The following is a 22599-nucleotide window of genomic DNA, read 5'->3' on the forward strand; positions in this document are numbered from 1 at the left end:
ACATATGGCATTTATCTGGTTTATTCTGGCTGCAGTTGTGACTGTCTATGCAGCGATGAAGCTTTCAGCCTATGCAGATGTTATCAGTACAAAAACAGCTATGGGCGGCTTGCTCGTGGGAACGCTTTTACTAGCAGGCGCGACCTCCTTGCCGGAAGTAACAACCAGCCTTTCCGCAGTTTTAATCGGAAACAATGATATTGCAATTGGAAACGTGCTCGGATCAAACTTATTTAACATATTTATTCTTGCCTGCTTTGACCTTTACTACAGAAAGAAAAAGCTTTTTTTACAGGCAAGCAATGATCATCTATACACCGCAGGACTTGGCTTGCTGCTCACACTGCTTGTTATGGTAGCTTTAACACTCCGGATTGACTATACCATTCTTGGTCTGGGGATCGATTCTCTGTTGATTGTCGTTATTTATGGCGCAGGGATTCTGATTATTGGGCGATTATCAAAAACTGATCAGGTAGCACCGCAGACAGATGACCACATCATGACACCTAAAGAGTCCGTAGAGTCTGCGTTATCTGTTAAACACGCAGTGATCGGATTTATCATTGCAGCAATCGTCATCATGGGGGCAGGTACAGTGCTGTCCATCATGGGCGATCAGATTGCCGTCATCACAGGGCTTGGTTCAAGTTTTATAGGAAGTTTCCTGGTAGCTGCTACGACCTCACTTCCTGAAGCAGTGTCTGTACTCGTTGCCCTGCGTTTGAAAAATATTAACCTAGCAATGGGATCGATTCTCGGCAGTAATATTTTCAATATGCTTATCCTTGCAGGATCTGACCTGATCTATAGGGAAGGTGCCATTATCACAACGGTCTCAGAGTCTCACTTAACGACCGCAATCGGTGTAACTATTCTTTCAGTAATTATGATTTTGGCTGTTCTGATGAAAAAAGCAGCATCTTCTTTTACCTACATGATGCCCTCCCTCTTAATTACAGTCATTTATTTTGTCACTTCTTATTTAATTTTTGTGAACAGTTGATCTTTCCACTCTAAAAAGCTCCTGCAAAAACAGGAGCTTTTTAGATTTTAAACATGTTTGATCCAAAGATATACGTTTATATCTTTTCGCTCTGTTATTATCTATGCAACGCGTCCTGTGTGCTTCGTTCCCAAGGTTTTGTGCTGCTTCCTCATTCAGACCTTTCACTAAAATTCGTCACATTAATTAATTTGACACATTTAAAACACTATATCGTCACGTTATACTGTATAGTTTTGTAAAAACCATGATATATTTAGAGTACAAATATTAAAGGAGGTATGCCCCTTGGGAAGGAGCTGCTAAAGATAGGTCAAGTCGCTAAGCTAAGTGGGTTGTCTTCACGTACGATTGATTATTACACACAATGTGGTTTATTATCATTTGAACGCTCACCATCTAACTATCGTCTTTATGATGAAAGTGTCCTCCATACACTTGAGCGCATACGGCTTTTAAAAAAACAGCGAATGTCTCTTGATGAAATTTCTGCATCATTACAATTGCCGTATGATGAAAACCATGAGCCTCTCCTCAACGAGGTTCGAGAGGAAATTAATAAACTTCAAAAGAAAATGGTTTCCCTTGAAGAAACAATGAAACATAAACCCAAAGAAGAAAAAGCACGAATTTATCAAGATTTATCCAACAAACTCGCTGTTATCACGCAACTTTTAACGTTATTATAATTCTCGCGGAGGTGAATCCCTCACTATGAGGGAATCTATTGGATAGTATATTACTTTTAAACTTGGCCTTGGTCGCCATTTTAATCGCATTAACAGCTTTTTTCGTAGGTTCAGAGTTTGCTGTTGTTAAAGTTCGACTTTCACGCATTGACCAGTTAATCGATGAAGGAAATAAAAAAGCGATCGTCGCTAAAAAGCTCATTACCGATTTGGACTATTACCTTTCGGCCTGTCAGCTTGGGATTACAGTGACAGCACTTGGACTTGGTTGGTTAGGGGAACCGACTGTCGAAAAAATATTACATCCGTTTTTTGAAAATTTTGATATCCCAAGTTCTGCGGCAGCGATTATTTCATTCGCATTAGCCTTTTCCATCGTAACTTTTCTTCATGTAGTAATTGGAGAACTTGCTCCCAAATCATTAGCAATTCAATTTGCTGAAAAAATGACCCTTTTGCTAGCAGGTCCTCTATATTGGTTCGGGAAAATAATGTATCCATTTATATGGACATTAAATGGTTCAGCTCGTATTTTGCTGCGGACTCTTGGTGTTCGACCAGTTGGCCATGAACAAGCTCATTCAGAAGAAGAATTAAAAATTATTATGGTACAAAGTTTTGAGAGTGGTGAAATCAACCAAACCGAGCTCTCCTATATGGAGAACATCTTTGCTTTTGATGAGCGAGTGGCAAAAGACATTATGGTACCTCGCACCCAAATGGTTACCCTGATGAAAACAATGACCCAAACCGAAGTTCTAGAGATCATTAATAGTCATCCCTATACACGATACCCTGTAACAGAAGCTGGTGACAAAGATCATATTATTGGATTTGCCAACGTAAAAGAAATGTTGATTAATTACGCAGTTGGTCGAAATAGAACGCTGGAAGACAGCATGCATGAATTAGTGCTAATTCATGAGACCACTACTTTACAAAACGCCTTATTAAAAATGCAAACCGAGCGAGTTCATGTGGCTTTGGTGATTGACGAATACGGGGGAACAGCTGGCCTTCTAACTATGGAGGATATCTTAGAAGAAATCGTTGGAGAAATACGAGATGAGTTCGATACAGATGAAACACCCGATATTGAGACTGTAAGCAAAAGAAGATACCTTTTAAAAGGAAGGGTTCTGCTCGAGGATCTTACAGAACAATTTGGACTAACATTTGCAAATAGCGAAAATGTAGACACCATTGGCGGATGGTTCCAACTACAAAACACTGAAGCAATGCCGAATGATTCTATTGAAACTGACGGTCATCTCTTTACGCTCTTAGAAATGGATAACCATCAAATTATTCAGATTCAGCTTGATCTGCCTGCAAAAGAAAATCATTAAACTGTAAATGCAAAAAGACAGTTAAAGAGACTAAAAATTTCTCGGAGGTGAATCCCTCGTTTTTGAGGGTGAGTATTGGATCCCATAATCATTTTGAATTTAAGTTTGCTTGTATTATTGATTTTTTTAACAGCTTTTTTTGTAGGTTCAGAGTTTGCGGTGGTAAAGGTAAGGATGTCTCGAATCGATCAATTAATTTCAGAAGGCAATAAAACAGCTGTCATTGCTAAAAAATTAATCCATGACCTAGACTATTATTTGTCTGCCTGTCAGCTTGGGATCACCGTAACAGCCTTGGGACTCGGCTGGTTAGGAAAACCTACCGTTGAGCGCATTTTATATCCAGTCTTTGATCAGTTTGATGTCCCTTCTTCTATTTCTGCACCATTATCATTTATTATCGCTTTTTCTTTTGTAACCTTTCTACACGTTGTAGTCGGAGAACTTGCTCCTAAGACACTGGCGATTCAATATGCAGAAAAAATGACCTTATTATTAGCACGTCCTCTTTACTGGTTTGGTAAGCTGATGTATCCATTAATTTGGACACTTAATGGGTCTGCCCGATTATTATTGCGAGCTTTTGGGGTGCAGCCTGCAGGCCATGAACAGGCGCATTCGGAAGAAGAGCTGAAGATTATCATGAGTGAAAGCTTCAAGGGGGGAGAAATTAATCAGAATGAACTCTTGTATCTAAATAATATATTCACATTTGATGACCGCGATGTGAAGGATATTATGGTCCCCCGCATTCAAATGATCACAATTGATCAAGATATGGGTCGTGATGAGATTATTAGGATCTTTGACGAACATCAATATACACGTTATCCTGTTACTGAAAAAAAAGATAAAGATCGCACCATTGGATTTGTGAATGTGAAAGAAATGCTACTTCGATTCGCAAATGGTGTTCAAAGTAACGTAACAGAGATAACTCACGATTTGATTGTCATTCATGAAAGTACCTCAGTTAAGGAAGTCCTTCTGAAAATGCAGACTGAAAGAGTACCCATCGCTTTAGTAATCGATGATTTTGGAGGGACTGCCGGTCTTGTAACGATGGAAGATATTTTAGAGGAAATTGTTGGAGATATCAGGGATGAGTTTGATGGTGACGAACTGGCAGAAATCCAAAAAATAAATGAAACAACCTATCACCTTCAAGGACGTGTTTTACTGGATGAACTTGAGGAGCAGTTTAATGTTACATTTGAAAATCGTGACGATGTAGATACGGTTGGCGGTTATATTCAGCGTTTTAATGAAGAAAATTCTCCTGCTTTTACAATTAAGCATAACTCCTACCTGCTGACTGTTTTAGAGATAGAAAACTATCAGGTTCTGAAAGTCTTATTAGAGTTATTGCCTGAAAAAAAATAAAATTTTAAGACTACCAGTAGCAGACTCCTCCTGGTAGTTTTTTATTTTTCGCCTGATTGCTCAACTGTTTTAAAAACCTAAAGTTTTTTCCGCTTTTTCTTCTAATTCCGCCGCAAAATTCCCTCCAGAAGCTGCAAGAAGTTAATCGAGAAGTAGTAGAAATTAAATTAAATTTAAATAGGGTCCTCCCCGTTACCAGCAACAGATATTTCAAAAATATAAGAAAATAAATCTTTCTCTTTCAATCCTGTTCCAGGACGGCAGCACTAACGGTCTGATCAAAAAGAAAAGACCGCTTTTTGTCATGCCGTAAGTGTCGCTGGGGCATTAAATGGCTCGATAACCACGGTCTGTACGGCTTGCGCCTACAGGCCGTAGGTTCCTGATCCCTTGCCTTCGGCCCATCCTCCACGAGCCGAAAGCAACAAGTTCAAGCCCATCAAACCCAATCGGAACCAGCCTGACAGCTGCTTTTAAAGAATAGTTGCCCTTTTTCCTTCCAAATTGTAAGACGGAGCTATTCTTGTCTTTTCGTTCTCCTTGCAAAAAGGGCAAAGATTGTCCCTTTTCGGGGCTTAATCGCTTCGTAAGGAAAAAGGTTAACAACTAAAACAAGAGGAGTAAAGGCAAATGATCATAGAAGAGGATGGAAGTAGTTACTACAAGGTGTAGGAGCAAGCTCGGCTGAGTAAACAAGAATGCCCCCACGAACACAAATTGTTCGTAGGGACATTATTGTTTTGCTCCTTCATATACACCCTGCGCTGGGATAATTTTTTATGTTTCCCTTTGCTGGCCTGTGAGACTGGCTTCAAATAAATCAATGATTTCCAAAAATCGTTCAGCTTCTCTGAAAGTATGATCTGCCAAGAGTGGATGAATGTTACTTTTAATTCTGCATGCTTCAATAAGATCCCTTGCTGTCTTCTTAAAATCCCTTAGTGAAGCAACCGAAACTTTGTTTTGGTTTAGAAATTGACTTTGAAGAGGGATCGTTTCAGATTGTGGCCGCATTGAATCTAAATCAATTGCTTGAAAAAGAAGTTGATCAAAATCATGACTAAATTCTCTCGCCTGATCTACTAACCTTCTCTCGGAAGGATCTAAAAGATGTCCAATAAACTTAGCATGATCAGCCATAATCCTTAAGAAGAATACATTTTCTTGAATGACAGCATCTGGCGTTGGTGCTAACTTCCCTTCGTTTAGTTCTTTTAATCGATTAGCAAAGTAAGCTGCTTCTCTGCTTATATGATCTACTAATAATGGAAAATTGTTCGTGCGAATCTCGCAGTGCAACGTTAAACCTAATACCTTTCGCTTATAAGACCATATTGCCACTGCAGCTTGGTAAACTTCGGAATTAAAGGCTTGAACCTGGCGTAGATCTGAATTTACTGTAAATCGGTCTAACCTTTCTTCAATTTTTTCAAACAAAGAGATAAATTGTTTTGCCTCATCAATTAATTGTGTCTGTTCGTATGTAAACCCCAAGCTTAAAAATAAGGCATGCTCTTTCATGATCCTGGACCAGAATTTAATTTCATCCAAGGATCTGGCTACAATCGGGTCAGCCAATTTATACCCTCCCTGCTGAAGTTTTCTCCTTTCTCAATATATTTTCAAACTGTATTATTATTCTTATTTTTCATTTCATCTTCGATGAACAGCTGATTACATCATACATAAGGTTAGAGGTATTTATTTTAGTGTCTATATGGTATAATAAAAGAAAAATTTAAAAAGCTCATTCAATTGTAAGGTAGCTTCTATATGTGCATCTTATGGAAAAAGGAGTGTTTAGATGGATCCTTCTTTTTGTACATGTCCGTATTGTGGATGCGAGTTAGAAACCCAGGGACAAAATTTTTCATTGTGATTTTTGCGTAATGCGTGTGCCAGCTAATATTGCGCAGCGTAATCATGAACGAATTGCTGTCAGAGTGAAAGAATTTGTACTGGAATCGTATCTTGATAAGACCACACCGGAATTAATGATTCTTTCAACGTTTGAATTGCTCTCCCTTTTAAAGTCTGTACGGGCAGAAAGAACGGCTATGTATGAATTAATGAATACCTTTTACAAAGCAAGGACCAATCTTTCAACATCTGATTTTAAGGAATCTGAACAGTTTTCAGGAGAAGAGTATGAACGCATTTCCCGAAAAATGTTTGTCGTAGAAAATATCCTTAAGCTACGCCTTGGTTATGTGCCAACAAGGATTACGGAACATTATTTGGCCATATTTGGAATCCATCAAGAAGGATAAAAACAAGCCGATGATGATTCAACAGTAGCGAAAAGAAAAGGATACTGTCGGACAGTAAGCCTTTTAATCAATGGAGCAGTCGGGTATACTTTACGTAAATACCTTTGTGCTTGGGTATTGTATGTTACTTTTTGCTCCGGCCTGATCACCGGAGTCTTGTTTAATAGTTATTAGTGTCTACATGGTATAAAATAAAATCAGGAGGGGATGAAAATGAATTTTTCATTTTTGAATCGGGAACATCAAGAACGGTTTCAGGAGATTAGGGAAACCATGCCGATTCATACACGCAGGGATAAAGAATATCTCTCCCTTGTCTTTGTTATGACGGGTGATGATGAGCTGTTTAATAAGATGATTCCTTACTTTAACAAGCAGGATTGCACCTTATCTTCAACGGAATTATTTGAGGAACAAGATTTTAGTTCAGGCATAAATGTATTGGCCAAGCTTGGTGTTCATTTGTTTAATAATAACGTATCAGTTGAACCACTGGATTTTATGTCTTTAGACGAACAGAGAATGGCTTTAGCCATGAATGCTCTTTTGATTCGTCGTTATGGTCTCCCTTCTCCTTATGAGGAAACGGAGGAAAAGCTTTATTCTTAATCCATTACCAATAGGAGCGTTTTTATGAAACGAGTTTCTTTTTCTTTAGTGCCAGGACAAGTTGAACAGTATAAAGCGTTAGTCGATGCTTCTTTACAATCACGGATTCTTCGAAATTATATTTTAAATGAATACCAATTACCGGAGGACTTACGTGATATAAACATAGGTGACCGGCAAGGACTCAAACCACTCCCTTTTCACTTTGATGAATTTACGGATGAACGTGTCAATGAACTGGTCAAACATATTCAAAAACATGGGTGTAAAGCGAATCGATCCACACTTATGTCTCATATTTTAACCCAACTAATTCAGAAGCTATCCCTTCAATCGCAGGGGCTCCCTAAAGATCGCGTGATGCGTCATTCGAGTTTTTACTTTGAACGTGGGACACGGGAGCTCATTGAGAAGTTTATCCCCTTCCGGGATCGAAACGCTATGATAGAACGATTTATCTTAGAGGATTATCAACCACGAAAACAAAATCCTATCCTATTCGATAAGCCTGTAGAACCGGAAGCAATGAGAATTAGTATTGCAGCTGAAGCCTTTGATAAGCTTGATCAAAAGGTAAGTGAAATTGGAACAAAAGCCGTGACCAGAACGTCGTTAATGCGAGATGTGATCGAGCAGCTCATTGAAAAGTTATCAAATTCAGATGCACGAAAATTGATTGCGGAAGTTCGATTGAAGCATGCTTTAGATGATTATAAGAGTCGTTTTGGTGAGGATGTTTTAAAAGAACAGCTGCAGCAGTACACGATTAAAGGAGAAGGGTCCTAATGGAACTGCATCAATGTGATTATTGCGCTAGAAGAGATTATAAAGAATACGTAGCCCGAGTAAAATGGGGTGTTGATCGGTTCGATCCAGACCGACATCCTAATTACTACTGCAGGAAGTGTTTAAATACAGTCATTGAAAATTCAAAAGGTGTTCCCCATATAAAGGAATATGGGTACGAAGTTGATTATCCATTTGCTAATAACATTGAAAAAGGATAAAAGTACTTATAGATAACCGGGAAATTTAAAGTAAATAGAAGAACATTAAAATTATATAGGTTGCTATGTGAAAAATAATCAAATGAGGAAAAGCTACTTGATATAAGTGAGCTTTTTCTTATTTAATTTTTGTCTTTTTTTTCCTTTATTTTTAGGTTTAAAGTATGTTTTATCAAATTAATATACGATTATTTGAACCAAGAAAAAAACCCTTTCTTTTTGGGAACATCTTCTTCAGGAATATTTTCTTGTTTTGTTTGTTTCTCTTTTATAACCATGAGTAATTGTTCGTCTCTTTTTTCAATCATTTCAGTAAGAAACTTTTGTTGACTATCCATATGCAATTGTTGTTTTTTTAATTGCTGGATCAATACTTCATTAAAGTCCTTCTGGAGATCAAGCTGCCTTTTTATTTCTTTTAAGTCGTCCAATATCAATAGAGATATTTCTTGTTTTGGTTCTGGCTTCGTTTTTTCTCCGCCAGTAGCTAAATAATATTCAATTTGTTTTAAAGAATAATTTTGGACCCGGTTTAATTGCTTAATTAACCGTAACCTTTCTAAAGCAATCTTATCAAAATAGTGGTATCCGTTTTCTCCAATAATCGTAGGGATATGTGTTTTTAATTCGCGCATCCAATTTCGTACTACGCCCGGACTCTCTTCTATGTGTTGAGCAGCTTCTTTAACTGTTAAGCGAAGATCACTTATGTTTTCATTCAGGTTTTCAGTACATTGGTTTTCAATTACGTTCATGTTTACATGCACCCTTTCAAGATAAGTGTTAACTTATGTGTGAAAACATTACGCTAAGAATAACTTGTTGCGTGGGTGTGTGACAAGAACCAATCAGGTATTCATGTAGGTTCCACTCTTATGTTAAAAGTTCGGTGTTCAATTTAAAATATCCTTTGACTTCATTTGTCTATTTTTGATACATAAGCAAAAAAACTCCACCTATGTGGAGTTTTAAATTAAGGTTAATAAATTTACTTCAGCTTTTGTAATTAGCTCTTATTGATTACTCCATACTCCTCTAACAAACTTCTTATACCCTGGTTAATCAGTCTTGATTTATCACCCTTTTCTCCCCTAGCTGCTATCTTATCTACTTCAGCAGCTAAATCTGGGTCCATATAAAAGGACGTAAAAACTTTTTTGGGTTTCTTTTTTATTGCTTTTTTTCCAGCAGCTAATTCTCTTAAATAATCATTGTCATCAACAACATCGTTGTCATTGACATATGTTTTGTTATTGTTAATTTCAATGTTTTTATTGTTGTTTGTATTATTATCTTTAACATTTATTTCATCAATCGTTTCATTATTATTATTATTGTTGCTGTCATTTACGTTTTCTTTCGTATCATATGAATTAAAGAACGCTTGAGGGGCATTCGGTTTTTTAATTTTATCCTTGAGGTTGTTTTTGTTCGACACGTTCTTTCAGCTCCTTTACAAACGGAATGTAATATTCTAAGGCATTTTTTAATTCTGGATTTCCATCAAATCCTGCAATCGGTAACCGTCTGGTAGACGCTTTTCTTTTAATAATGGTATCAAATTTTAAGTTAGGGTGATCTTCCTCGATGGACTCTAGCATCACTTCATTTTCCTTAGCTCTTGAATCTATCAAAGAGAATAAAATACCTGCAGTATTTAAGTTAGGGTTATATCGTTCTTTTGCTCCTTCAACCATTTCAATAAATTTAGGAATGGCATAATACGCAAACATGGACCCGTCGAACATAATTACTACATGGCTTCCGCCTTCAGAATATGTACTGAGGGGCAGAATGGTTTGTTCTGAAAGAGATGGCGGTGTATCGATAATGATCCAATCATAGTCCTTCATTACAGGTTCTAATGTCTTCTGGAGAGCGTTAAGCTTTAATCCTTTTGAGTACATATGTCTTGGCAACGTGGCGAGAAAATCATTAGAAGGAATTAAGTCAAGATTCTCTTGGATCCGAATGATATATGGTCTTGCGTCGCCTTCAATAATTGCTTCTAAAACCGTTTTTTCTTCAAATACATTGCATATGTCGTATTCTCCGGTTAAAAAGCTTGTAAGGTTTCCTTGGCCATCCATATCAATAGCCAGAACCCTTTCTTCTTGGCTTAAGAGGTATGATGTAATGCCGCTGCTAGTAGATTTTGAACAACCGCCTTTACTGATCCCAAATGTCACTATTGTTGCTGTCAATCTTGACACCCCTTTCAACGTATATAGTAATGTATATGATGCTACTACTCGTATCATTACTATATAAATGTAATTAATAAAGATAACCCTTTTATTATTGTCTTTAATACTAACATTAAAATATATGTCATCATATATTTTAATATATATATTAACTTTACGACTAATTTTATAGTCAAAAGAGCATTTCTTCTAATGAGGAAGGAAATTTTTATTTTCTGAATAAAGGGAATTAATGTTAAACTTAAGCGACAGTTTAATGGAATAACCAAAACCTATAGCAGGTGTAATCAAATAACAATATTATGGCAAGGATAGAGGGTTTTTGACTAAATCTAATAAGAACGCTCAAACATTTTCCTCGAGCCAAATTTATATAGATATTTAAAGGGGAGATAAAATTGGATATAAGGTTCTATGATGAAACTAGGCCCAGAAAAAAAAGAGATAATATTGATGATGATTTTGAATCACAATTCTCAGCAGCAACTGCTGTATTTTCTTTTTTTCTCTTCAAGGGCAAATCTAAAGAAAATATTAAACAAATTAATATTGATTGTAGAAAAAATATAAAATCTATTTTTTATCATGATGTTGTTGATGGATTTTGGGACATCGACGTTCCTTATGACCCCTATGTATTTTTATCTATTACTGAGGATGAACAAAAAAGAAAGGAGTTTCTAAGGGTTTTCAATGAAATTTTCGAACAAATCTTTGAACATAAAAATTGGGATAAGGAAGTCTTACAAAAAGCATTAGCCAGTTCTAAAGAAGTAAGTTTTAAAAGGGAATTTTTATTAAAAGGAACTCCTAAGAAGAATCCTAAAAAAGATAAGCTAGCGATAGTAAGATGTATAGAGGATATTAGAAGTTTTCAAATAATCTGTTAACATGGGATTTTAATTCAACTTTAACTTTAGAATCAGGTATTAGAAATTGGAAAAAGATAATTTTATTGGAAGAGAATTAATGTATATAAACTTTTGAAAAACAAGGTTAAATAGAATAGTTCTGTCGAAATTAGCACTTTATATACTCCTGAAGGGAAGTGAGTTTTTTTGGGTTTGAATAGCAACGGGAATTTTATTAATAGAATAAGTATGATGTCAGATGAAGAGCTGGATACTTTAGACTTGCAGGTGTATCTAGTTTCTAAGGCAACCCAAAGTGATGATCTATATTTTGCAAAAAAAGAGATATTAGATCCTGACTTGAGAATATGGTTAAAAAAGAGAATAAAGAAAGAATTGAATAACATAAAGATTGACAGCGCAGAAGGCAAAAAGTTTTATACCGCAGAATATAATCATGAATTAACAAAGGCTGATTATATTGCTAAATTAGTTATAGAGGATGATGAAGATTTAAAGGATAAACTTGCAAAACTACTTCAAGCTTTAAATCACAGTAACAGCACATTTTTAGATAAAGATGCAAAGTTTCAAGTGGTTAAAATCTCAAAAGACACCGAACACGCCTATTTTATTTTTTATCGAGGTGTAAAAATTTCTGCAATGGAACGAAGAAATGTCAGTAAACTCCCGACAGTAAGAGACAGAGAGCAGTTGGTTATTCAAGACAAAAATGTCATCGAGTTTGGAGGTAAGATTGAACTCTTTATTCACGAAGAAATGATGTACATTCTGAATCCAAGAACACTAGAATATACTTTTAATTATGATGATCATATTAAAAGGCAGCGGGATAATAACTTAGAAACTATTACTAATATGAGCTTTTTTGATGACGGGTCAAACACAACCAAGTTTAAAGAAACCTCTAGCCAGTATATTCTTTCTAGAGGTTTAGCTTCAATTAAAAAAGAAACATTAGACGCCTTAGAGGAAAGTTTTGAAGAAAGGTGTGAAGAATTAAATATGATTAAAAGTGATATACCTGAAAATGAGCCAGATAGAGAAGAATATCTTGAGAGATACAGTTCACTCTGGCCACTTTATGAACACATTGATGTCGAAAATCAGAAGGTAAGATTTAATCCGGATCATGAAGTAACACCGTTACTTCATTTTTTCTCTGATAAGATCGTAGAGTCGTTTCTTACAAAAAAATTCAAATCTCAAACTAATTAAAAAAGGGGTATTTAGACTATGTGGAGTAAATTTCAGCAAGCTATATTATGGATAATAACTTATTCTCCACTAGTCATTGTAATGGTCTTTAGATTTATTGCAGGTAATAAATACTTCGGGCTCGACGAGTGGTTGGTAAATCAAACTTGGGTAAATAAGAATAGTATCTTTGTGAGTTATTTGAGTGCAGAAGTTTATTTTATTATTGCAACAATAATTTATACTTATTTTAGCTATAAGTACACCATTAAATGGTTTATGTCTGGGTTTGAAGATAGAATAAGGGCAGGAGAAGATGGTCAGGACATGTATATAAGAAAGGCAGAGAGGTTAAGTGCAAATGATTATTCTTTCTTTTTGCTAACATTACTTATTCCCTTGGTGTCTCTTGACCACTCATCAGTGATTAACTTAGCCGTATCATTAATAATAATATTCTTTGTTATCGCAATCTATGTGAAAACAGATGCAATAAGTGTTTGTCCTCTACTCTTTTTTTCTGGAAGAAGTGTTTTTAAAGGAGTTATTTCTTTAGGGGAGAAAGAACAAGAGCCTAATGACAGTTCTCTCAGAAAAGATGTAATTTTCATTATGATGAAGGATAAAATAACATTTAATCGGAAAGTTCGAGGTGAGAGGCTAGTTAATGATGTTTACTACTTAACAAATAATGAAATGGATAATGATTAATCTTTATAGATAGGGTTCAAGAGGGCATCTCAACTGAGGTGTCCTTTCATTTTATCCAAATTGTAAAAGGCTTTCTCTTGTATAAGACTTAGATTTTACAAAATTTAATTCATCTTTATATTTTATCTATATATTTCGTTTATTAACTTATCTTTTAATTACAATATTAATGTTGATATTAAAATATATGTCAACATATATGTATTAAAATATGTTAGAACCCTTTGAGTATTGTTATCAAGGGATTATTTGTGTCTAATTGAGTTTAGAATTACGGTTAAAATACGAAAAATTTAAAAAAAAATGAGTTATTTCTCTGTTTAAGGTGGCAATCCTTTATTAGAAATGATACGTTTAAAGTAACATTTTTTCATTTGTCTACAAATCTACAAATCTACAATTGAAAATTTAATTTATGAAGTCAAAGGAGAATATCAATGGCAAATAACTCTTGTACAGTCGTTACCTTTGGTAATTTCAAAGGTGGGACGGGAAAAACAACTAATAGTACCATGATTGCCTATAGTTTAGCTAAGATGGGCTACAAGGTTCTTTTAAGTGATCAGGACCCACAGGCAAATGCCACCAGCCTCTATTTAAAAACAAAGGCTATTCTATCTGATGATATTGTTAGTTTTGAGAAAACACTTATGGCTGCTATTCAAGCTGAAGATTTATCTTCTATCGTAACGGAGATAAAAGACAACCTTTTTCTATTACCAAGCTTCAGTGACTTCGCCCTTTATCCTAAGTTTTTAGAGAAAAAGTTCCCTAACGATATTGACCGTGTTCAATACTTCTCAAGCCTTATTGAGCCACTAAAAGCCGAATTTGATTTTATTTTTATTGATGTACCTCCTACTATTTCTATTATTACGGATTCAGCTTTATATGCATCAGATTTTGTGGTTGTGGTGCTACAAACCCATGAACGCAGCTTACAAGGTGCTGAAGTATTTACGACCTACTTGCAGTCTTTAATTGATGAGTATGAGGCAGACATGGACATCCTTGGGATCTTGCCGGTTCTTTTAAAGAACGGAGCTCCAGTTGATGTGGCCACACTGGAAAATGCCAAAGAAATCTTTGGAGAACATAATCTTTTTAAGACTCTTGTAAAGAATATGGAGCGATTAAAGCGATTCGATATTACAGGCATCACAGAAGACGATATGCATGATAAACGAGTCATCACCAGTTATGATGCCGTAGCGAAGGAATTTTTAGAGCGTCTACAACTTACTGTGGGAGATGAGAAAAATGTCTGATTTGCTAAGAAAAAAATCAAAACAGATACTTGATCGCGGTGCGTCCATCCAACCAAAGACTACTTTTAATTTAGAAGAAGAAGTGAGGGAATCATCCTCTAAACAGAAGGGGACTTCAGAAGGCCGGGAAACAGGCAGAAAGAAAGCAGCTGCAAATTCCACCACTACTGTAAGAGTAAGTACATTGAATAAAGACAAATTAAATGCTTTGGTCGTGCTTGGGGTTGCTGATAATGTCGATAACCTCGTTGATATTTTGATGGATGAATACATATCCTCGATATTATCTAAAGATGAAAAAAAGCAATATTCACTGATTTTAGATGTTTATAATTTAAAAAAGAACGGGAAAAAATAGTCTTGCTTCTAAGCACCCAGTAACAGCCCGAGGTTTTAATTTTGGGCTGTTTTTTCTATTTAAAAACTTTTCTTGAAATCTTGTAGACTGATCTACATGTAGATCAGTCTACAAATCTACATGTAGATCAGTCTACAAGTCTACATGTAGATCAGTCTATATGTAGACTGATCTACAATGTGTAATTAATCACGTAATTTATTTTCTCCTGAAATGCTGTTATATCAATAATTAATAGAGTAAGAGAGATTGAAAATATTTATTGTAATGGTTATTATTAATCTACATGTAGACCAGTCTACAAGTATATTAGTCTACAAATCTACAAATCTACTTGTAGACTGATCTACAAATCTACAGCTTTTTGAATGGACGGCAAACCCTATTGTAATGCGGTATTTCCTTCTTTATACTTGGGGGCACAAGCAGCTGGATGGAAAGTATTAGTATTTCATCGTAATCAACCCAGCTGAAAAAGGTCAACAAATCATATATGAGACTGGAAGCTCTTGAAGCTTAATAGGTTATAAAATCTGTACATAATTATCGTTAATAGAAAACAAGAGTAATTATAAATTCTAAAAAAACAAAAAAAAGAGTGTTGCTGTCAACAACACTCTCTTTCAAAACAAGCTAGCTCCTGGCAGTCAACCAAACTAGCTTTAATAGGTCAATCATGATGCTGTCAACATCATGATTAATTCATATAATTATATGTACAATAAATCATATATTATGTGAATGGTTTTTACAATTATTTTTGCTAGACAATTTCTAGCAAATTGTGAAATTCCCTATTAGAGCAAAAGGTATAGATCGCTATGAGCATAAGCTTGTAGCGATCTTTTTTGTGTCGAAAGGGGAAGAGTAATGAACGTTTATCGGGCTATATATAAGGATCAATTAACAGAAACACCAAAGGTTCAGTCTGAAAAGCAGCAAACAGGCTACAGCAGCCATCTTGGTTGGATATTTGTTTGTAACGAGTTTCATGAAAAACCTAAATCTCTTCGAACCTATCATTCTTTATACGGAGCATTAGAAGCGTTTACCTATTACACGCCTAACACTTTTTATCGAAGAGATCAGCGCCATGCAGGAGCTTTACGCTGGCTTAATGCCATGGTCATCGATATTGATGTAAAGAATGCTCAAAATCAAGGATTAATTTTACCGGATGTACTAGATGCGATAACAGCTGCAGGTCTTCCAGGACCCTCCCTAGTTGTTTCTACTCCTTCAGGAGGATTTCACGTGTATTGGTATTTTAACCAAGCGAAAAGAGCCTTGCCGAAAGTAACGGACCACTATAAACGTATTCAACAAACCATCGCAGAAGTTATTCAAGGGGATCCACAAGCTGTCGGGGCAGAGCGATGGTTTCGTATGCCCACAAATGAAAATACTCTCTATCAAAGCGAGATTCGCGTTTCATTTGACGATTTATGTGATTGGTTTTCTATACATATTGAAGAACAAATTGAAGAGAGAAAAGCCGTTTGTGTTGATGTTGCGAACCTTTTGCATCACGCAGCCGTTCAAAAGCTCCTAAAAGGTGTTTCTAAAGGGCAGAGGGATAACACATGCTATACCCTTGCTTTAGCCTTTAAAGCAGCAGGTTTTACTGAAAGAGAAACTGAACACCGCTTGCATGATTGGAACCAAAAGAATGATCCAGCCATGAGCCAGTTGGATGTGAAACGCAAAGTAAAAAGTGCCTTTAAAAAGGATGCTCCACCTGGACCATCGGCTTACTGGATTCGAACCTTATCGGGTATGACCTTTACATATCAAGTTTGGGAAGATGCTAAATCAAGGGAGGAACGAAAATATAGTCATTTTGATGAATGGGAGAAAGATGTCCTTCGCTACCTAAAACAACAAGGTGGCCAAGTTTGTGCTGCTCAACGATCGATTGCTCAAGCAATCAAATCGTCTTCAGATGATACGGTCTCCATTCCTTATTCTACGTTTAAAAAAATTGTTGATCATTTAATCCAAATTGGAATGATTATAAAAGACGTTAAAGGGAAAGGAAGGGCTGCTGTTACCATTTTAACCCTTAAAAAGAACTCAAAGGTTGTTCCATTTAAACGAAAAGATAAGCCGAAAAATAATGGGCTCAATTCAAATACATTTATAGATCTGGTGGTGGGTGGGATTTATTTATCCCTTATCTTTGACCGTTTTTTTACTCCTGGTGATGGCTTTTTTGGGGGTGTTATTTGTTCTTCGTCTCTTGGTGATATACCTTAATATACATATTTCCCTTTTGTAAAATTTAGAATATTTAGGTAAATACCCTTGATTATATTTCCATATATGGTAGGCTTGTATTGTAACTGATGTAGTAAAAGAAGTTGTAAATGATAGCTTCACCACCACCAACACCTAATACAAGTGTAGATACGTGGAATATGCCGCCCGGTCCTGCTAAATGGTCACGGCTCTCCATACTTCTGTTCCGTGACCATTTAGCAGGACCTTAGCTATATAATCCACTTACCCGATCAAATGAGATATGTGAGTGTGTGGGTGTTGGTGGTGGTGAAGTGTTAGAGAGTGTGGAGAGAGTAGAGTAGTGAGTGAGTATAGAGAGTGAGTAGTGTGTGTGAGTGAGTTGTGGATTGAAAGAGTAGAGAGAGAGTAGAAGGTAAGTAGAAGTAGAGAGAGTAGAAGTAGAAGATAGAGGTTGGAGTTTGGTTAGGTAGTAGAAGTTTTGTTGGATTGGGGATAGGTTGTGTAGTGGTGGATCGGGGAGAGTGTGGGTTTGGGTTTTAGTGTAGTTGAAAATTGATTGTATTAATTGAGAATGGTTTTTCGGGGGAGGGTGAGAGGATGAGGTATCATTTTTTGCCGTTTTTGATTCCGAAAGAAGGTAGAGTTTATGAGTTGAAAACAACGATGGATTCGAAGATTTTATATTTTAAAGATGAGACAGCCTGGGCGACAATGTTGAACTTTTTGGATCGACCTTGGTATAGAAGATTATTCAAAGATGAATGGATCAGTTGGGAAGTTGTAGCGACTAAAGATGATATACGCTATTTTGTATGGGTGCCAAATGAGCATATAGGAAAGGTGTTTAAAAGCAAGTACTATTCAGAGCATCCGCAAGTGGAGATTGTAGAGGTCGAGGATCCTAACATTGATTTTTCTCGTCCACATGCAGGGACTAAGCTTTTCACCGAATCCCATTGGACCATTCCTATTAAGACATACCACAATGAAGTGGTTGATACGCAAGCTGAATTGATTGAGTTTTTAGACGGGTTAGAAGATGGCCAGGAAGTTCATATGCAATTCCTGTTAAATACAGCTTACAGAACTGAACGAAGTTTTAGAGGGATATTCCGACAATTTCATCGAGAAGGGGATTATGATGAAACGCTTGATAAAGATAATGAGCTTTATTTATCAGCGATTGAAGGGAAGTCCACAAGAATGTTATCAAGGATGAATATACGCGTTGTGGCGTTTGGCAAGGATCCATTAGATTCTAAAGAGTTAATAAAAAGTGCAAAGGGATCCATCGGGACATTCTCCAGTGGCCGTTTGAATCGTTTAAGAGGTCGGGAGTGGTGGTGGTTTCGCACATTCCGTCCTCTTTTTCGTTGGGAATTCAAAAAACGTATCTTTTCTATGGAGCGCATGAAAAAAAGGATTGTTCTTGGCACAGAAGAAATGGCTGCTATCATGCGGCTGCCGAGTGAGCGAGTCCAAAATAATAAGTTAAACCGATTAAAAATGCGGTCAACACCTATCCCAAAAGAAGTAAAACATGCTCAGTTTGATCCGGCATTTGCTATTCCATTGGGTGAGCATTATTACCATGGTCAGAACAATAAGGTGATGTTTGATTTAGCGACTTTGCGTTATCATGCAGCTTTTATTGGCATGTCAGGTATGGGGAAATCAACCGCCATGTATAACTTAGTCGAGGATTTACTGCAATTAGATGGAGCTGGTGAGTCGATTGGGGTAACGGTCATTGATCCTCACGGTGATTTATGCCAAGACATTGCCGCACGAATCCCCCCGAAAAAACAGCATTTAGTTCGGTATTTCAAGTTTTCAGAAGGCGAGATGCCTTTTAATGTTTATGATGTTGATTTTGCGACCAGTGAAGATAAAATTGCTCAGACTGTGGCCGATGTTCTAAAGCGAACGTGGAAGGATTTTTGGGGTCCGAATATTGATGATAACTTTTTGAATGGTGGTATTGCATTACAGCGAATAGGTGAGGCGAGTTTGCCGAATCTACAACGGTTATTGAGCGATATTGACTACCGTGAAAGTGTCCTAGAACGATTAGACCGGCAAGACCCCATAGAAAATGATTTATATTTATATTTTGCTAATCTTCATGAGCTGAAGGATCGTGAATTACAGCAAAAAACCAATTCAACACTAAACAAACTTCGAAAAATAACGTTGTCCGGTGTTATGGGGAAAATGCTTCGTGCCAAAACAAACGGGTTACGTTTTAGAGAGAGTATGGATCAGGGAAGGATCAACCTATTAGATTTATCCGAATTAACAAGTGATGAAAAGAAGCTGATTGGCTCCATGTGTCTTACTTATTGTGAGCTTGCCGGTAAAAGCAGAGCTGATACGCCAGCTTCTGAACGTCATAAGCTGCCTTACCATGTGGTGATAGTGGATGAGTCGCCAACCTTTATGGAACACAGTACAGATGCCATTGAATCTTTTTCATCTGAATTACGGAAATATCGAACATCTATTGTATTAGGGATGCAGGGGTTAAAAGGTCAGGTGCCAATGAACGTGTCTGACTCGATTTTTCGGAATTTTGGGACTTTTGTTTCTTTCCGGTTAGGAAATTATGAAGATGCTCAATTGGTCAATAAATCATTGCCATCTGAAGTGTTAACGGAAAATGATTTTTTGAATGTAGAACCCTATCACGCTTATGTAAGGATGCAAGCAGGAAATGAAAGATCGAGACCATTTTTAGTCCGGATGAAAGAGCCAGGACCGGCTGCATTTCAAGATGCTATTCCTTCCATCAAGGAAAAAACGGTTTCTGAAGCGATTCAACTTGAAGAACAAGCCATTTCGAGCCTTTCAGTGGCTGAATCACAGAAAAAGGAAGCTGAAGTTCAAGAAAATGATGCTTATTTTGATGATCCTGAAATTGATTCAACCGAAGATATTGAAGGACCGGTTGCTGCTGACCAGGATAAACCTCACGTAGATCAAGCTGTCGATTCTTTTTTTGATGAAGCAGCTGCTTCATTAGATCCATCAGATGATGAGGAACATTCAGCAACAAATGAAAGTAAGGAAGAAGATTTTTTTCCGATTGATGTAGAAGAATTTAAAGAAAAACAGGAGCATCATGCAGCTGAAGTCACGTGTCAAGATTCTGAAGAATCTTTCAGGGAGGACGAGAAAGATGAGAAAAAGAAGCGTGAAGAAGACATGTCTATTGATGATTTCTTGGTTTAGGGGGATTTTAAATGCCAAAAAGAATTGGCGAGATCGAAGAAGGATTATTTGTTGCATTACATGACCTGGTGTTTGTGGATGTAGAGTATTTAGAAAAATATCTGTATGTACATCCTGATGGAAAGCCATACAGCAGATATTGGATATCAAGGCAAATGAGAGCGTTGGAATCAGAAGGGTATATAAAGTCCTTTCCAGTTGCAAAAGCAACTGTACGAGGCGGTGATCGCTTAGTTTATACATTGGATTCAAAAGGTGTTCAGGAAGTCAAAGAGATACTTGGAGATGCTGATTGGGATACAAGGTGGGCGCAGCGTACGCCTACTTATGTTTTTCATTCATTACGCATGTCACATATTCTTTCAACTTATGCAACCAAACAAGATGAATCAGTCACTTTTAAAGAATATTTTTCCGAAAGACGGGCGTTTCGAAATTATGGTGAAGTAACCAAAGATACGTTAGGAAAAAGTAGACAATCAGCTGCTACAGTCATTCGTCCGGACGGGGCGTTTGTACTGGAAAGAGAATTGAAAGAGACAAAAGTACAGTTCTTATATTTTGTTGAATTGGAACGAAGCAGACAACGGATAGACGTCACGTTGAATAAGGTTAGACGATTTAACGAGTATGTCAGGAAAAAACATTTTGCGGAAGATGTTATTTTCGGAGATTCGATTAAAGTGGTAAGAATTTTGTTTGTCTCAAACAATGAGACCGAACGAAACAAACTGATGGAAAATGCAAAAAAAGCTGATGCACGAGAGATCGAAAAGATCGGTGGAGCTTTGTTATTTACTACCTATAAAGAATTGTGTGAAGACCCATACGGAGAGATATGGAAAGCAGCTCATTCAAGCGAACCGAACCGACTATATAGACTCCATAGTCGCATCGAGTAATGAACGCATTTTGAAAGGGGGTGAAAATTTGGGCTATAAGGTGAAACGAGGATCGTCGTCTACTGATAGCGGCATTAAGGATATGTTTCATGGTTTTTTTAGAAGATTGATTGTGACTCTCGTTATTTTCGCTTTGATCGTTGTAGCCGGTTATTTTGCCTTTCAGTTTGCATACGATCGTTTCTCTCCTTTTGCTGCAGCTGCTGATGATGTTTTAGCGTGGATCAAGGTCTTTTATGCAGAGCATGGTGTTTGGGCTACTCTTGGGCTATTTGCAGCTGTTTGCATCGGTGTATGGGCCATCGGGGAAGAATCCCGGAAGAAAGATCGGCGTAAGCAAGCCGTGAACGAAATGATGAAGTAAGGAGGTAAAAAATGAAGAAGCGTGAATATCCAAAAACCGTATTCAGGAAAAAGGTTTTCAAAGGAGCTTTTTGGACCGTATTTTCATTGGCATTGTTCCTATCAGTCGTTTCGATTATCCGAGTTGCCAATGCTACTGAAGGCAGCGCAGCTGCAGATGAAGAAACGGTTGTTGAAGAAGAAGGCACCAATCATGCTACCGGAGTAGGCGCTCAGACTTTTGCTCAAAATTTCGCTGAAAATTACTTCATTTGGGAGAATACAGACGAAGGGAAGGAAGATCGGGTAGATAGGCTTTCGGAGTACCTTGCTGCAGGATTAGACTCTCACGCTGGATTGGGATTTGAGGGCATGGAATGGGATAGCAGGATAAACAAAACGCAAATTTGGAGCGTTGAAGAAACAGGAAATGATAGTGCGGTTATTACCTTACGTGTGTTGCAAGACTTAAGAAAAGGCAAAGAAAAAGCAGGACCCTATGAAAAATATTTTGCTGTACCAGTAAAAACAGATGGCCAATCTTTTGTCGTCAATCAAACTCCTTATATTGTCCCTGCTCCGGAAAAACCGGAACTAGCAGCCGAAAGTTCGATAGATGATAAAGGAAGGGTTAACGATTCAGCGTTGCACTCAGAAGTAGAAGGGTTTTTGAACACATTTTTCAGAGTTTATGCGAATGGTGAACAAAATGAATTGTCTTATTACACTGAAAGCAATGATCTTCAAACAATGGACGGAGCATTGACGTTTAAAGAAGTGCAAAAAGTCGTGGTTAAACAAGGCGAAACGAACGAAGAATTTTTAGTCGAAACCCTGATTGGTTTTGAAGAAAAACATACAAAAGCATCAATGGCTTATCCATATGAATTAAGGATTTTTAAAGAAGATGGCCGTTGGATTGTACGGGATATTAAAAACAAATAACACTAAAAAGGA

Annotated in this window: 22 protein-coding genes; 18 read left to right on the top strand and 4 right to left on the bottom strand. The window is 36.9% G+C overall.

Going from position 1 to position 22599, the window contains the following annotated elements; genetic code table 11:
- Positions 1-4 precede the first annotated feature (4 nt).
- The 4 genes from C4B60_RS19450 to C4B60_RS19465 all read left to right on the top strand — a co-directional run bounded on the left by C4B60_RS19450 (position 5) and on the right by C4B60_RS19465 (position 4427).
- The gene (locus C4B60_RS19450; RefSeq protein ID WP_104059627.1) at positions 5-1006 is read left to right on the top strand and encodes a sodium:calcium antiporter; all 1002 of its coding nucleotides are present in this window, start codon (positions 5-7) and stop codon (positions 1004-1006) included.
- A 281-nt stretch (positions 1007-1287) separates the two neighbouring features.
- On the top strand, positions 1288-1695 hold the full coding sequence (locus C4B60_RS19455; RefSeq protein WP_104059628.1) for a MerR family transcriptional regulator: 408 nt from the start codon (positions 1288-1290) through the stop codon (positions 1693-1695).
- 38 nt (positions 1696-1733) lie between these two features.
- On the top strand, positions 1734-3044 hold the full coding sequence (locus tag C4B60_RS19460; protein ID WP_104059629.1) for a hemolysin family protein: 1311 nt from the start codon (positions 1734-1736) through the stop codon (positions 3042-3044).
- A 75-nt stretch (positions 3045-3119) separates the two neighbouring features.
- Positions 3120-4427: a hemolysin family protein gene (locus C4B60_RS19465; protein WP_104059630.1), complete on the top strand. Its 1308-nt coding sequence runs from the start codon at positions 3120-3122 to the stop codon at positions 4425-4427.
- A gap of 777 nt (positions 4428-5204) precedes the next feature.
- Here C4B60_RS19465 and C4B60_RS19475 read toward each other — a convergent pair.
- Positions 5205-6005, bottom strand: coding sequence for a DUF2935 domain-containing protein (locus tag C4B60_RS19475; RefSeq protein ID WP_104059632.1), 801 nt, complete (start codon positions 6003-6005; stop codon positions 5205-5207).
- Positions 6006-6316: 311 nt separating this feature from the next.
- Here C4B60_RS19475 and C4B60_RS19480 point away from each other — a divergent pair, with 311 nt between their 5' ends.
- The 4 genes from C4B60_RS19480 (at position 6317) to C4B60_RS19495 (ending at position 8313) form a co-directional block, all read left to right on the top strand.
- Positions 6317-6697 carry a hypothetical protein gene (locus C4B60_RS19480; RefSeq protein WP_104059633.1) on the top strand — a complete coding sequence of 127 codons (381 nt, stop codon included), beginning with the start codon at positions 6317-6319 and terminating at the stop codon, positions 6695-6697.
- Between the two features lie 213 nt (positions 6698-6910).
- A complete protein-coding gene (locus C4B60_RS19485; RefSeq protein ID WP_104059634.1) occupies positions 6911-7306 on the top strand; it encodes a DUF6075 family protein in 396 nt (131 codons plus the stop codon).
- A gap of 24 nt (positions 7307-7330) precedes the next feature.
- Positions 7331-8092: a hypothetical protein gene (locus tag C4B60_RS19490; RefSeq protein WP_104059635.1), complete on the top strand. Its 762-nt coding sequence runs from the start codon at positions 7331-7333 to the stop codon at positions 8090-8092.
- Positions 8092-8313 (top strand): hypothetical protein, encoded by a 222-nt coding sequence (locus C4B60_RS19495; RefSeq protein ID WP_104059636.1) that lies wholly within the window; start codon positions 8092-8094, stop codon positions 8311-8313. The genes C4B60_RS19490 and C4B60_RS19495 overlap by 1 nt, the downstream gene beginning before the upstream one ends.
- Before the next feature lie 188 nt (positions 8314-8501).
- Here C4B60_RS19495 and C4B60_RS19500 read toward each other — a convergent pair whose 3' ends face one another.
- The 3 genes from C4B60_RS19500 to C4B60_RS19510 all read right to left on the bottom strand — a co-directional run bounded on the left by C4B60_RS19500 (position 8502) and on the right by C4B60_RS19510 (position 10517).
- Complete coding sequence (locus C4B60_RS19500; RefSeq protein ID WP_104059637.1) at positions 8502-9068, bottom strand: MerR family transcriptional regulator; 567 nt, start codon at positions 9066-9068, stop codon at positions 8502-8504.
- A 251-nt stretch (positions 9069-9319) separates the two neighbouring features.
- Entirely contained in the window at positions 9320-9751 is a 432-nt protein-coding gene (locus C4B60_RS19505; RefSeq protein WP_104059638.1) for a CopG family ribbon-helix-helix protein, read from the bottom strand.
- Positions 9723-10517 carry a ParA family protein gene (locus C4B60_RS19510; RefSeq protein WP_245154055.1) on the bottom strand — a complete coding sequence of 265 codons (795 nt, stop codon included), beginning with the start codon at positions 10515-10517 and terminating at the stop codon, positions 9723-9725. The genes C4B60_RS19505 and C4B60_RS19510 overlap by 29 nt, the downstream gene beginning before the upstream one ends.
- A 401-nt stretch (positions 10518-10918) precedes the next feature.
- Between C4B60_RS19510 and C4B60_RS19515 the strand changes: the two genes are divergently transcribed.
- The 10 genes from C4B60_RS19515 (at position 10919) to C4B60_RS19560 (ending at position 22587) form a co-directional block, all read left to right on the top strand.
- Entirely contained in the window at positions 10919-11410 is a 492-nt protein-coding gene (locus tag C4B60_RS19515) for a hypothetical protein (protein WP_104059640.1), read from the top strand.
- 213 nt (positions 11411-11623) lie between these two features.
- A complete protein-coding gene (locus C4B60_RS19520; RefSeq protein ID WP_167578709.1) occupies positions 11624-12610 on the top strand; it encodes a Kiwa anti-phage protein KwaB-like domain-containing protein in 987 nt (328 codons plus the stop codon).
- 18 nt (positions 12611-12628) lie between these two features.
- On the top strand, positions 12629-13300 hold the full coding sequence (locus C4B60_RS19525; RefSeq protein WP_104059642.1) for a hypothetical protein: 672 nt from the start codon (positions 12629-12631) through the stop codon (positions 13298-13300).
- 437 nt (positions 13301-13737) lie between these two features.
- Complete coding sequence (locus C4B60_RS19530; RefSeq protein ID WP_104059643.1) at positions 13738-14568, top strand: ParA family protein; 831 nt, start codon at positions 13738-13740, stop codon at positions 14566-14568.
- Positions 14561-14926 carry a DUF5388 domain-containing protein gene (locus tag C4B60_RS19535; protein ID WP_104059644.1) on the top strand — a complete coding sequence of 122 codons (366 nt, stop codon included), beginning with the start codon at positions 14561-14563 and terminating at the stop codon, positions 14924-14926. The genes C4B60_RS19530 and C4B60_RS19535 overlap by 8 nt, the downstream gene beginning before the upstream one ends.
- 870 nt (positions 14927-15796) lie before the next feature.
- A complete protein-coding gene (locus C4B60_RS19540; protein ID WP_104059645.1) occupies positions 15797-17182 on the top strand; it encodes a primase C-terminal domain-containing protein in 1386 nt (461 codons plus the stop codon).
- A 582-nt stretch (positions 17183-17764) separates the two neighbouring features.
- Positions 17765-20398: a helicase HerA domain-containing protein gene (locus tag C4B60_RS19545; protein WP_245154056.1), complete on the top strand. Its 2634-nt coding sequence runs from the start codon at positions 17765-17767 to the stop codon at positions 20396-20398.
- Between the two features lie 11 nt (positions 20399-20409).
- Positions 20410-21300: a replication-relaxation family protein gene (locus tag C4B60_RS19550; RefSeq protein WP_104059646.1), complete on the top strand. Its 891-nt coding sequence runs from the start codon at positions 20410-20412 to the stop codon at positions 21298-21300.
- A gap of 28 nt (positions 21301-21328) precedes the next feature.
- On the top strand, positions 21329-21664 hold the full coding sequence (locus C4B60_RS19555) for a hypothetical protein (RefSeq protein WP_104059647.1): 336 nt from the start codon (positions 21329-21331) through the stop codon (positions 21662-21664).
- 11 nt (positions 21665-21675) lie between these two features.
- Positions 21676-22587: a conjugal transfer protein gene (locus C4B60_RS19560; protein WP_104059648.1), complete on the top strand. Its 912-nt coding sequence runs from the start codon at positions 21676-21678 to the stop codon at positions 22585-22587.
- The last annotated feature ends 12 nt before the right edge of the window (positions 22588-22599 follow it).

It is taken from the genome of Jeotgalibacillus proteolyticus, assembly GCF_002926065.1.
Lineage (GTDB): Bacteria > Bacillota > Bacilli > Bacillales > Jeotgalibacillaceae > Jeotgalibacillus > Jeotgalibacillus proteolyticus.

Coding starts and splice junctions, on each gene's coding strand:
- C4B60_RS19450 (WP_104059627.1), top strand. CDS start 5: ATGGCATTTATCTGGTTTATTCTGGCTGCAGTTGTGACTGTCTATGCA.
- C4B60_RS19455 (WP_104059628.1), top strand. CDS start 1,288: ATGCCCCTTGGGAAGGAGCTGCTAAAGATAGGTCAAGTCGCTAAGCTA.
- C4B60_RS19480 (WP_104059633.1), top strand. CDS start 6,317: ATGCGTGTGCCAGCTAATATTGCGCAGCGTAATCATGAACGAATTGCT.
- C4B60_RS19485 (WP_104059634.1), top strand. CDS start 6,911: ATGAATTTTTCATTTTTGAATCGGGAACATCAAGAACGGTTTCAGGAG.
- C4B60_RS19490 (WP_104059635.1), top strand. CDS start 7,331: ATGAAACGAGTTTCTTTTTCTTTAGTGCCAGGACAAGTTGAACAGTAT.
- C4B60_RS19495 (WP_104059636.1), top strand. CDS start 8,092: ATGGAACTGCATCAATGTGATTATTGCGCTAGAAGAGATTATAAAGAA.
- C4B60_RS19500 (WP_104059637.1), bottom strand. CDS start 9,068: ATGAACGTAATTGAAAACCAATGTACTGAAAACCTGAATGAAAACATA.
- C4B60_RS19520 (WP_167578709.1), top strand. CDS start 11,624: ATGTCAGATGAAGAGCTGGATACTTTAGACTTGCAGGTGTATCTAGTT.
- C4B60_RS19525 (WP_104059642.1), top strand. CDS start 12,629: ATGTGGAGTAAATTTCAGCAAGCTATATTATGGATAATAACTTATTCT.
- C4B60_RS19530 (WP_104059643.1), top strand. CDS start 13,738: ATGGCAAATAACTCTTGTACAGTCGTTACCTTTGGTAATTTCAAAGGT.
- C4B60_RS19535 (WP_104059644.1), top strand. CDS start 14,561: ATGTCTGATTTGCTAAGAAAAAAATCAAAACAGATACTTGATCGCGGT.
- C4B60_RS19540 (WP_104059645.1), top strand. CDS start 15,797: ATGAACGTTTATCGGGCTATATATAAGGATCAATTAACAGAAACACCA.
- C4B60_RS19545 (WP_245154056.1), top strand. CDS start 17,765: ATGAGGTATCATTTTTTGCCGTTTTTGATTCCGAAAGAAGGTAGAGTT.
- C4B60_RS19550 (WP_104059646.1), top strand. CDS start 20,410: ATGCCAAAAAGAATTGGCGAGATCGAAGAAGGATTATTTGTTGCATTA.
- C4B60_RS19560 (WP_104059648.1), top strand. CDS start 21,676: ATGAAGAAGCGTGAATATCCAAAAACCGTATTCAGGAAAAAGGTTTTC.